Annotated in this window: 4 protein-coding genes and 1 pseudogene; all 5 read left to right on the top strand. The window is 36.8% G+C overall.

From position 1 onward, the window contains the following. The first annotated feature begins 13 nt into the window (after positions 1-13). The 5 genes and pseudogenes from tnpC (at position 14) to BUB08_RS18195 (ending at position 12,942) form a co-directional block, all read left to right on the top strand. Positions 14-1,651: an IS66 family transposase gene (tnpC, locus tag BUB08_RS18175; protein WP_073003348.1), complete on the top strand. Its 1,638-nt coding sequence runs from the start codon at positions 14-16 to the stop codon at positions 1,649-1,651. A 781-nt stretch (positions 1,652-2,432) separates the two neighbouring features. Further along, positions 2,433-5,582: a beta-L-arabinofuranosidase domain-containing protein gene (locus BUB08_RS18180; RefSeq protein ID WP_217651655.1), complete on the top strand. Its 3,150-nt coding sequence runs from the start codon at positions 2,433-2,435 to the stop codon at positions 5,580-5,582. A gap of 48 nt (positions 5,583-5,630) precedes the next feature. Next, a complete protein-coding gene (locus BUB08_RS18185) occupies positions 5,631-7,604 on the top strand; it encodes a glycoside hydrolase family 97 protein (protein WP_217651656.1) in 1,974 nt (657 codons plus the stop codon). Between the two features lie 126 nt (positions 7,605-7,730). After that, on the top strand, positions 7,731-11,756 hold the full coding sequence (locus BUB08_RS18190; RefSeq protein ID WP_073003350.1) for a hybrid sensor histidine kinase/response regulator transcription factor: 4,026 nt from the start codon (positions 7,731-7,733) through the stop codon (positions 11,754-11,756). Between the two features lie 146 nt (positions 11,757-11,902). Next, positions 11,903-12,942, top strand: a pseudogene (locus tag BUB08_RS18195) (IS5 family transposase). Positions 12,943-13,201 lie beyond the last annotated feature (259 nt).

Genomic DNA, 13,201 nt, shown 5'->3' on the forward strand with positions numbered 1-13,201 from the left:
CAGAAGGGGATAGATGAGCCAAAATACCGATAACGAAAAACTGATCCAACAGCTGCTTCAGGAGCGTGATGAGATGTACTGTGAACTATCTCGTTTACGACAGGCCGATGATGGTTACCTGGAGGTTCTTAAGGCTCAAAATACGGAACAAGAAGCACTCATCAATAAACAGAAAGCGAGGCTCCAAAAACAGGAAGAGCAACTTAATAAAATGGCAGATCAGCTAGCTTGGTACCGTCGCCGTTTCTGGAAAGCATCAAGTGAGCGATATATCCCTTCCGACCCCAATCAGCGAAAGATAGACTTTGATGGCCTGGATTTGTTGCCCGAAGAAGAAAACCTGGCACAGGATGCAGACAAGGAGCTGTTGGCCTACAAACGCAAACAGCCGCAAAAACAAAAAAAGAAACCGGTCCGCTTACCATTGCCCGAGGACCTCCGCCGTGAAGAAGAAACCATCGAGCCGGAAGGTATCGATGACAACTGGACGCGCATTGGAGAAGAAGTAACCGAAGTATTGGAGCATAAACCCGGCGAGTTATACGTCCGGCGTATCATCCGGCCCAAATATGCAGCAAAGCCAACGCAGCAGGAGCAGGAAGTGCCAGCCGTGCAAATAGCATCACTGCCTCCATTGCCATTACCGCGCAGCAATGCGGGGGCTTCGCTTTTAGCAGAACTGTTAATTAATAAATACCAACACCATTTACCTTTTCATCGTCAAATAACCATATTTAAACAGATTGGTGTAAGCCTACCGGCTTCAACCATCAACGGTTGGTTCCAGGGGAGTTGCGATCTGCTCCGGGCTTTATACTTCCGGTTGCGGGAGGTCGTGATAAAATCGGATTACATCCAGGTAGATGAAAGCACTGTCCCGGTTGTGAACAACGAAAAAAACAAAACAGTAAAGGCTTATCTGTGGATGGTGCGGTCGGTAATGAAAAACCTGGTCTTCTTTCATTACGACAAAGGCTCACGGGCACAAAAAGTAGTGGTAGGACTGCTGCACGGTTTCCAGGGGGCCATTCAAACCGACGGTTACGAAGCTTACTCCATTTACGAGCAAAAGAAAGGTGTTTTGCTGCTGGGATGCTGGGCGCACGCACGCCGTAAATTTGAAGAAAGCCTTGCAGAAGATAAAGCCGGGGCCGGCTATGCTTTGGCACAAATTGCCAAACTCTACCAGGTAGAAACCATGGCCACCGAACAGGATATGGACAATATGCAAAGGGCCGAGCTGCGCAAACGCCTGGCTTACCCGATTATGGTGGCCTTTGAAAAATGGATTGTAAACTATTACCCCAAGGTATTGCCCAAAAGCAAGATGGGCAGGGCGCTGTCGTACACCTACTCACTTTTCCATCGTTTATCGCGGTACCATCTTGATGGACGATATAAAATAGATAACAACCTGGCCGAAAATGCCATAAGGCCGTTAGCGCTTGGACGAAAGAATTACCTGTTTTGCGGAAATCACGATGCAGCTGAAAATGCAGCTGTTATTTATTCTTTGCTTGGCTGTTGTAAAGCTGCCGATGTCAACCCCAGGGAATGGCTAACCGATGTGCTAACAAAGATTCCGGTTTACAATAACGACTACTCATTAGATTTGGCCGACCTTTTACCACACAACTGGAAGAACTCTTAGAATAGTGGGAATTGTCCATGGATTCTATGTGAAGTGGGAATGTCTCGCTTCGATGAAAATCATTGAACTTTTATGGCGTGCAAGGCCGAATGCTTACGTTTCATCCCTAGATGGTGAAAACCATCGGCTACGTTAAACTATTTTTGTATTTGATGATTCTTATGAATGGATGATAATAATTGTTATGCAACCTAGTGTCATTGTGTAAACTTTGTACTTTTCGTTAGGTCTTGAAAACTGGTAGTTTATTCCTGAAAAAGTGATGGAGCGAACGGTATTTCCAAACTGTTTGTTTTCTAGTCTATCTCCGTCATTGGGCATATAATTCATAATGTTGTTCTATCGGGACATACAATAATTAGCTGGGGAGCCAATGAAAAATATAGAAATAAGCTATAAGGAAAAAACGGAACAAAGACAATTATTTTTTCTATAAATAATAATTCAATCAGGATATTAAATAAAACATGATTGTCAAGTATACTTGAAAAGGGTGTTCTGATAAAAATAAAATAAGCTCAGAACCTCTTATTTGCAAAATGCATCCATTTAAACCCATTTTTATTGCGCATGATTTGGTTATTGACTTTTTATTAAGGGAACTAGTTTTGAGGTTAATACAGTCATACTATATCATTGTTGTTTCATAATCTATGAAATATGTAAAAAAAACAACTTTCAACATTTGTACAAGTCTTAAGAACATCTGTAGTGTCGTCTTAGCATAAAAGAATAGAAATTTGAAGCCATATTAAATTTTTGAATTAAAGACGAAATATCAATGAATAAGCTATTGTCAAGAATTATGCAGATACAGGTGGTTCAGACTAAAATCTATAGTTTAGACTCTTCACAGATATATAAGATTCTAAAGCAAACAAAGATAAATAAACTGATGCTTTTTATTGTCGCAATTTTCTTTATTTGGACTCCAACTTTAGTTTTTGCCCAAAACGGAGATCAGATATTAGATGGTATTGGAGAAACTGCGTTGATCTGTCGGTATAAGTTTGATGGAAATACGAAAGATTGGTCGCGTAATAATTTGCATGGAAGTGTAAAGGGCGATTTCGAATTTGTAGCCGACAACCAGTTTGGGAAGGTTCTTTCTCTGCCAGGAAATATAGATTCATATGTTTCAATCCCTGCGGAGACATTGAGAGAGTTAGAAACGATGAGTATTAGTGGTTGGATTTATCTGCGTTCACAGGAAAGAGGACAGGTCCTTTTGGATTTCGGCAAGAATGATCAACAACATTTTTGGATTGCGCCCAATGGTACGAAAGAAACTCGAAGTTTCTTAGCTCAAATAACAGCACCGGTACGCAATTATCAAACAAGTAATACGGCATTGGCTCCGTACGTTTGGAGTCACCTGGCTGTTGTTATTGATATTCATGGAAAAAGCTTGCGTACATATGTTAATGGTACACTTGTAAGCGAAACGAATAATGTGGAGATGGAGCTTAATAATTTATTCGATAACACTTCAATTAAAAACAATAAGCTATATATAGGGAAATCAATATCAGCTGAAAGTTCGTATTTAAATGCCAAATTACATGATCTTCGTATTTACAGAATTGCCTTAACCCAAAATCAGGTTTCAGGAATATACAATAATGCACTAAGAATTGAAGATACTTCAGTTAGAACAAGGATTGAACCCGAACGTGGTGTATCAAAATTTTCGGAAGATACTCCACAGTTATACACTACTTTGTTATCTGAGGTGCCAGATATTGAGGTAGAAACAGTTGTAGGTGTACTTCCGCGTTTACCCCGTTTTGTGCAAGGAATTTACAAGAACAATTTTAAAGGACCTGAAGTAAGGGTTGTTTGGCCGGCACCTAAGGATAACAGTGCTGTATTAAGCCCAGGAAAGTATATTCTATCAGGTCGGATTTCAGGTACGGACATTCAGCCAAATGCTATTGTTACTGTTAAGAATGCAAAACAAAAGAGGGCGCCTGAGCGTACTTTGGAAATATTTGACCTAAATCAGGTTACATTAGAACCTGATTGTGATAACCACAAAACAAAGTTTATAGAAAATCGTGATAAGTTTATTCTTGGTCTTTCTAAAACCAATCCTGACGATTTCCTCTACATGTTTCGAAATACCTTTGGACAAAAACAACCCGAGGGGGCAGAACCTTTAGGCGTATGGGATAGCCAGGAAACAAAACTACGTGGTCATGCAACTGGCCATTATTTGAGTGGTATTGCCCAAGCGTATGCAAGTACCGGTTATGATACCGTTCTTCGGGCTAATTTTGGCAATAAGATGGAATATATGGTGAATACTTTGTACGAATTAGCACAACTGTCTGGGCAGCCTAAAATGACCGGTGGCGAATCAATAGCTGATCCTGTGGCAGTACCTCCGGGGCCAGGTAAAACAGGCTTTAATTCGGATTTAAGTGAAGAAGGTATTCGCACAGATTACTGGAACTGGGGTAATGGTTATATAAGCGCTTATCCTCCAGACCAGTTTATTATGCTGGAAGGAGGGGCAAAATACGGAACAGATAACGATAAAGTATGGGCTCCTTATTATACCCTACATAAAATTTTAGCAGGATTAATGGATATTTATGAAGTAAGTGACAATAAAAAAGCACTTGACATATCTTCTGGCATGGGTGACTGGGTGCATGCTCGATTGAGTCAGCTTCCTACTCAAACCCTAATAAACATGTGGAACAGTTACATTGCTGGGGAGTTTGGAGGCATGAACGAAGCTATGGCCAGACTTTCTCGTTTAAGTGGTAAAGCTAAATATATGGAAACTGCAAGGTTGTTTGATAATATCCAAATGTTTTATGGAGATGCAGAACATTCTCATGGTCTCGTGAAAAATGTTGATATGTTTCGCGGATTGCATGCGAACCAGCATATTCCACAAATAATTGGTGCACTTGAAGTTTATCGTGATTTAAAAACCCCAGAATACTATCATATTGCCGATAATTTTTGGGATATGACCACCAATGATTATATGTACAGTATTGGTGGTGTGGCCGGAGCTTCACACCCGGCCAATGCAGAATGTTTTACCAGTCAGCCATCAACACTATTTGAGAATGGTTTTTCCGCCGGAGGCCAAAATGAAACTTGTGCTACCTATAATATGCTTAAATTGACTCGAAATCTATTTCTTTTTGACCATCGTGCTGATTTTATGGATTACTACGAACGAGGGCTTTATAATCATATTCTGGCTTCAGTAGCTGAAGATTCTCCAGCAAATACTTATCATGTTCCTTTGAATCCAGGGGCAATAAAACATTTTGGCAATGCCCATATGGATGGATTTACTTGTTGTAATGGTACCGCATTGGAGAGCAGCACAAAACTTCAAAATTCCATTTATTTTAAAAGTGCTGACAATAAGGCTTTGTATATAAATTTGTACATACCATCAACTTTAAACTGGACAGAAAAGAATATATCAGTATCTCAAAAAACAGCTTATCCAAAACAAGACTTCACCGTATTAACCATTAAAGGGAATGCGAAGTTTGCCATGAAAGTACGTGTGCCCAAATGGGCAACCAAGGGTTTCTTTGTAAAGATTAACGGGATAGAGGAAGATGTAATTGTGGAACCTGGAAGTTATCTTACCTTAAAACGAAAATGGAAAGATGGGGATACCGTTGAGTTACGTATGCCGTTTTCTTTTTATTTAGAGCCTGTGATGGATCAGCAAAATATTGCCAGTTTGTTTTATGGTCCTGTTTTGTTGGCAGCACAGGAAGAAGGACCACGAAAAGATTGGCGTAAGGTAACATTATATGCCAACGATATCAGCAAATCGATATCTGGGAATCCTGAAAAGTTGATGTTCAATATTGACGGCGTTGTTTTTAAACCTTTTTATGAAACATATGGACGTCATTCCGTTTATCTTGATGTTACTCTAAAATAGTGTTGTGTGTGATTTTAAAAGAAATCATTATAATAAATAATGAACAGCATGAAACGGATAGTGATAATAATCTGCGTAAATTTATTACCGTATATAGGTTGGGCTGATACAATAAAGCTGTTTTCGCCAGATAAGAAAACGAAAGTTGAGATTCATTGCAATAAAGAAATATATTATTCCATCTACCATTTAGATAGAGAAATATTGGATAATTCAAAAATTGGCTTAGTCGGATTTAGAGAAAGTTTAAATGGTGATAGTCTAGATTTTTTAACCAGAAAGAATGATATAAATGAGCAAATAGACTCTCCCTTTTACAGGTTTGCATCATACAAGGTAAGTTATAATGAATTGCAATTAACATTCAAACAAAACTATTTACTGCAATTTCGAGTTTATAACGGAGGAGGAGTTGCCTATAGGTTTGTATTAAACAGAAATAGAAATGCCATCGTTAAAAATGAAATTGCAGAATTCAATTTTGATAATGATTACAAGGTCTATGCTGCTCATACAACCGGAAAAAACGATCCTTTTGCTACTTCATTTCAAAATACCTATCAGGTTAGTGAAATCTCACGTATGGATACAAGTTTAATTTTTTTGCCTGTAGTCGTCGATATTGAAGATGAGTGGAAAGTAACAATCACCGAATCGGATTTAGAGGATTACCCTGGAATGTTTCTAAAATTAACTGAAAGTAAAAAAGGATTTAATGGAGTTTATGCACCTTATCCCGCAAAAGTGGATTGCTACCCTTGGCGAAAGCAGGAATATGTAACAAAGCGTGAGCCATATATCGCAAAAGTGAATAAAAAGCAGCGACTTCCATGGCGAATTATTACTATCTCAGAAAAAGATACAGAGATGCCTGTCAATAATATGGTTTATGCTTTGGCTTCTCCAAACCGAATAGGAGATTATAGTTGGGCAAAGCCGGGAAAATCAGCCTGGGAATGGTGGAATGATTGGGGAATTCACAGTGTGGATTTTATGGCTGGCATAAACATGGATACGTACAAGTATTATATTGATTTTGCTTCCAAATATGGTTTGGAATATGTCATTCTTGATGAAGGTTGGTATGACGGTAAAAAAGGTAATTTATTTCAGGTTATTCCTGAATTAGATCTGCAAGAATTAGTGAGTTATGCAAAAGACAGGAATATTGGAGTAATTCTTTGGGCTGTTTTTAATGTTCTGGATAGTCAGCTTGATGAAGCATGCAAGTATTATTCTGAAATGGGAATAAAAGGATTTAAAGTGGATTTCCTTGATCGTGATGATCAGGAAGCTGTAAAAATGGTATATAGAATAGCTGAAACTACAGCCAAATACAAATTGATATTGGATTTGCACGGAATCTATAAACCAACGGGACTAAATAGAACCTACCCGCATATTATGAATTTTGAAGGAGTATTTGGTTTGGAAGAAATGAAATGGAGTACCCCAGAAGTTAATATGCCGGAATATAATGTGACTTTTCCATTTATTCGACTTATGGCGGGACCTGTGGATTATACCCCAGGTGCTATGAGAAATGCTTCAAAGAAAGACTTTCAACCAATTTACAGTAATCCTTTAAGCCAAGGTACAAGATGTCATCAGTTGGCAACATATGTAGTGTTTGATTCTCCGTTAACAATGCTATGCGACGCACCAACATATTATGAAAAGGAACAAGAATTTACAAACTTTTTGGCATCAATCCCTGTAATTCCAGACGAAACTAAGATCCTTCAGGGACAGCTTGGTGAGTTCATAGTTACAGCAAAGCGATTTGATACGGATTGGTACATTGGGGGATTAAGCAACTGGAATGAGAGAGAGTTGAACTTAGACTTGTCTTTCTTAGAAAATGATGTAGAATATCAAGCTGTTATCTACAACGATGGGATTAATTCAAATAAGCAGGCTTCAGATTATGTTGTAGAAAGAAGAGAAGTAAATGCCAACACAAAATTAAAACTTCATTGTGCTTCTGGAGGTGGAGTTGTGATCAAGCTTTCTCAAAAGTAGACTCCTACTAAAACACATTCCAAAATTCTGCTTTTTAAACAACAGTACAATTGTTGTACACATTTGTTATAGTATAATTTGTAAAGTACATTAGATTTGTAATCTAAGTCTTAATACTTAAACGACATGATTAAGTTACTTTTATTCTTTTGTATATTTCTCTTCTCAATTAATTCATGGTCAAATTCTGATCGCATTAATTTCTTTCATTATACGAATGAAAATGGACTCCCATCATCGTACGCAAAAGATATCACGCAAGATTATTTAGGTTTTATATGGGTAGCAACCCGAAACACAATTTCGCGCTTTGACGGAAAGCACTTTAAAAACTTTACAGCCGTAGATTACCAAGGTAATATAAGTAAAATATGGGGCATGAGATTCGTTTACTCAAACGACACATCGTTAATTATTGAGACTACAAATAATGATTTCTATGCATTTAATTTTGAACTCGAACAGTTTGAACCTTATAACATTTTAAATGAATTACAACCAGGAATTAATGTTCAGGATTCAGATCAAGGATTGTGGATTACAAAAAACAGTTCTATTTCTCATTTTGATATTGTAGGTCAAAAATTTCTAATGTTTAAAGAGAGGATTGAATTTGCAGACATTCCCGAAGAAGTGGTTCTAATGCACGTTCGAGAAAAGAATAACCTCATAGTTGCTTTAACATCCACTCAACATATAATGGTTTTCGATACAGAGCGTAGCCTACAAAGGCAATTTGAGTTGCCAAAGGATATCGTACAAGGAGATATTGGGATCTTATTTCTTGATAAAAACAATAATGCCTGGCTTGGCGAATATGGTAACGGGTTATACCGAATTAACCTTACCAATGGACAAATAAGCCGGTTCTCTTCTGAAGTAAAGGGGAATAGATATATTTTGCATAATATGGTTCATGATATTTGTGAAGATGAGCTGGGGCGAACTTGGATAGGAACAGAAAATGGATTATGTATCTGGTCTCCTTATACAGAGTCATTCTCATACCATCAATATGATATTAACAATCCCCAAGGATTAAATACCAATCCCATTTATAATATTTTTTGTGATAGGGAAGGGAATATGTGGTTAGGGACCTACTTTGGTGGAATAAATTTCTGGGGAAGTAATACAACCTTCTTTAAGTATTGGGAAGCAGGTCAAGCTGCTCATCATATTAGTGGGAATGCGGTTAGCTGTATTACAGAAGATAATAAGGGTAATGTTTGGATAGGGATGGAAGACGCAGGTATAAATTGCATCGATCCTGAGAAAGAAATTATTACAAGAGTGATAGATGAGAGTGTTGGATTATCATACAATAATGTACACGATATTCTCTTCGATACAGAAAATCGAATGTGGATTGCAACATATAGTGGTGGAGTTAATATATTAGATATGTCAACGAACAGGTTTGATTATATTAACACGGTTAATAATCCAGTACTACCTGCAGATAATATTTATAGCCTGCAACAAATGGGCGATTCAATCTTTATTTCAACATCTGCTGGTGTTGCAGTTTACAATTTGAATTCTAAAAACATTTCTCTATTTAATGATGAAGTTTTTGATAACATCCAAGTTGAATCAATGCATAAAGATAAGGACCGAATGTGGTTTTCATCAGCAGTTGGGATTTATTTTACTGACAGAGATGCCATTAATGTGAAAATGTTTGATAAGTTCCCGGATTTGAAGAACATAAATTTTGTAAAAGTTGATTCCAAAGGACGTATCTGGACGGGTGATTACCGCGAAGGTTTGTGGGGGTACGATTATTCAAAGGATACAGTATATCATTATAATGAGAGAAATGGTTTTCCTTTTACATGGATTTTTAGTATGGAAGAAGGGATTGATGGTACTTTTTGGGTAAGTGGAGATAAGGGATTGGTGAAATTTAATCCGGAAATCAATAAGATAAATTGGTTTAACAAAGAGTCGGGCTTGCCTTTTGAGCAGTTTAATTACAGAGCTTCGTTTAGGGATAAAAGCGGCATGATATATTTTGGAGGTAACAATGGCATGGTCTCCTTTAATGAGAAGTGGGAACAGGAAGAAAAGAAGGAAATGAATGTAGTTTTTAGAGGGATGCAATTATTTAATCAGGAACTTAAACCTGGTCAAACTTCAGCTTTAAAAATTTCATTAAATGAACATCCTGAAATCAACCTAAAGTATAAAGAGAATGTTTTCACAATTGAATATTCAGCTCTTAATTTCCAAAACAAAGGGAATTGTCATTATGCTTATTATCTGGAAGGATTTGAGAATGATTGGAATCTTGTAGGTAATCGCGATTTTGCTACTTATACTAATTTGAATCCGGGCACTTATTATTTTCATGTTAAAGCATCAGTCGATAATAACCAATGGGATAATCAATTTAATACGGTGAAAGTTGTTATTGAGCCACCATTTTGGCTCTCATGTTGGGGTTTTGTTATTTATTTTTTATTAATGGTGCTAGCTCTGAGCATCTTTATTGCAGTCTCTAGAAAAATCAGAAAGTCGAGGTTGCAAGTAGAGATTGAACGTCGCGAAAAGATGTACCTAACTGACCTCAATAATTTTAAGCTCGAATTTTTCACCAACGTTTCGCACGAACTGAGAACACCCCTAACATTAATTATTGGTCCTTTGACTAGGATAATTAATGAAGAGAAGCTTACTCCAGCTCTTAACAATAAGATGAAAGGCATTAAGAATAATGCATCTCGTTTATTATTCTTAATTAATCAACTACTTGATTTCAGGAAAACTGAGATTGGTAAAGAAAAACTAACGGTAAGTCAGCAGGAGATAGGCAAATTGATAAAGCAGATAGAAGAATATTTTAGCAATGCGGCAAAAGATAAAGGAATTGAGTTAGAGTTCGTCTATGATAAGTTGAATTCGAAGGTTTGGATTGATAGCAAGAAAATTGAAACTATATTAGTAAATATTATTTCAAATGCTTTAAAATATACAAATGAAGGAGGAACAGTTTCAGTTTATTCAGAATTAGTCTCTGATAATGACGAGGATAGTGTGAATGCTTTTATGTGTACTGTTAAAGATAATGGGGTTGGTATTGAAATTTCTAAGCTGAATAAGATATTTGAGCGTTTTTATCGTGACGATTTGGTAAGTAGTGGCAGAAATGATGAAGGAGGTTCAGGAATAGGTCTAGCACTGGCAAATAATTTGGTGAAGCTGCATAAAGGTAGTATTAACGTAACTAGCGAGAAAGGTAAAGGTTCTGTATTTACAATAAAGATTCCAGTTGCCAGAAAAGAATATAAGGATGATGAAATTATCCTTGCAGAAAAGCAGTATAATATTCAGACGTTAAGTAGGGATAAGGTAACAACAATTTTATCCACAGATAAGGAATTACATAAGATTAGTAAAAAAAGCAATATCTTGGTAATTGATGACAATCGGGAATTGCTGGACTTTATTACTGAAACTTTGGTGAATGATTATTCAGTAACCACAGCAGTTGATGGTGCGCAGGGGATTGAAAAAGTAGGAAATACTAACTTTGACATAATAATAAGTGATGTAATGATGCCATATATCGATGGTTTTGAACTTACCAGAAAGCTAAAAAGTGACATACAGACTTCTCATATTCCAATCATATTATTGACTGCTAAAAGTGGGGATGAAAGTAAATTTGAAGGTTTGCAAACTGGTGCGGATTATTACATCGAAAAGCCGTTTCTTCCACATATTCTTAAACAGCTTATTGAGAATGTCCTTAAAACCAGGCAAAATCTTTTCAAACGTTTTAAATCTGACCTAACTATGTTGCCCAAAGATGTGGCAGTTGTTGATTCGGATATAGAACTGATCGAAAAGATTACAAAACTGGTAGAGGATAATATTGATATTCCCAACCTCGATGTTCAGTTTATTATTGATGAAATTGGAATAAGTCGATCATTGCTACATTTAAAGTTAAAGAAATTGACAGATTGTTCGGCTACTGAATTTGTTCGTTCAATTCGACTTCGAGAGGCCGCCAGATTAATTGCTGAAAGAAAATGTAATATTTCGGAAGCTGCTTACCGAACTGGTTTTTCAACCCCGGCCTATTTCTCTCGTCGTTTTAAAGAATACTTTGGAAAGTCTCCAAAGGATTATTTTAATAATTAATTTTTCTTCATTTCCAGTGGCAGGTAAAAGTTAACTGTGCCCATTTGTCGAGTGGTTCTTTTACGATTTAAGACCGTTGCACGGCATAATTTTAAAATAATTGATTTATTACATTGATATACAGCAATATATGAGTATATTTATTTATGAATAAGAACACTCAACCTACTTTAGCAGACAGTATTTGCGATTTACGGAGTCGAAAGATAAAATCCACCTTTTTTCATCAAATAAATGAATTACTTGACTGGGAATCGCTAACAGCTATCATCAACGCTCATTACACTAAGGGTACTAGTGCCACAGGAACGCCTGCTTATGATGGTTTATTATTGTTTAAAGTTTGTTTACTTCAGACTTGGTATGGTCTGAGTGATTATGAAGTTGAGGATAGAATAAACGATAGTATTTCTTTTTCATACTTCTGCGGAATGCATATTGATCAAGTTTCTCCAGACCATAGTACGATTAGTCGTTTCAGGACATTGATGACCAAAAAAAAGCCTATGAAAAACTTTTCAAAGAAATCAATAGGCAATTAGAACAACACGAAATTATCGTAAAGACGGGGGCAATCATTGATGCGAGTGTTATTGACACACCACTTCGTCCAAAGGGTAAAAACAACTACAAAGTAACTGAAGATAGAGAGGATGAAAAAGAAGTTGAAGTCACAAAGGAATATTCTTCCAATGTAGATAAAGAGGCTAGTTGGTTAAAGAAACGGGGGAAATTCCATTTTGGTTATAAGAAACATCATGTTACCGATGAAGAAGGATTGGTGTTAGGAGTGGTAACAACAAAAGCAAGTGTTAATGAAATTGCAAATTTAGCGGAGGTTTTGGATGCCGCAGATTTACCCGAAGATATTCCATTGAAAGCAGATAAAGGTTACCAATCGGAGAAGAATGCACAAATTCTAAAGTCAAGAAAACTTAAAAATCATATTTTGAAAAAGGCAAAAAAGAATAAGCCTTTAACCCAATGGGAGAAGCGGTTTAATAAACTAATTGGGAAAACTCGATTTAAAGTAGAACGAACTTTTGGAGGGATAAAGAGATGGTTTTCAGGTGGAGTTGCAAGATACAGGGGAATCGAGAAAATGCACTCTCAAAATTTAATGGAGGCATTGTGCTACAATTTGTATCGATCTCCTGGGATAGTTGCGTCTAATTGCAAAAACTAAAGAAAAAGGAAGCTAGAAATAGGTGCGAAAACATAAAATCGCCACCAATTCTAACAATATTTAGATCAAAAATTTTGGGAGCCGTATAGAATAGAATAGTCGCTGATTGCACTTTTGCAACGGTCTTGATTTAGTAGCATTCTCCAAAACATACACTGAAGTTTATCTCTGTTTTTAAGCTTAATATTCAGAAAAGAAATGGAACCGAAGGTAAAGTGCTAAAGGATTGCATGTGTGTCTGTTGCGTGTGTTTTTTCCA

The sequence above is a fragment of the Mariniphaga anaerophila genome (assembly GCF_900129025.1).
GTDB classification, from domain to species: domain Bacteria; phylum Bacteroidota; class Bacteroidia; order Bacteroidales; family Prolixibacteraceae; genus Mariniphaga; species Mariniphaga anaerophila.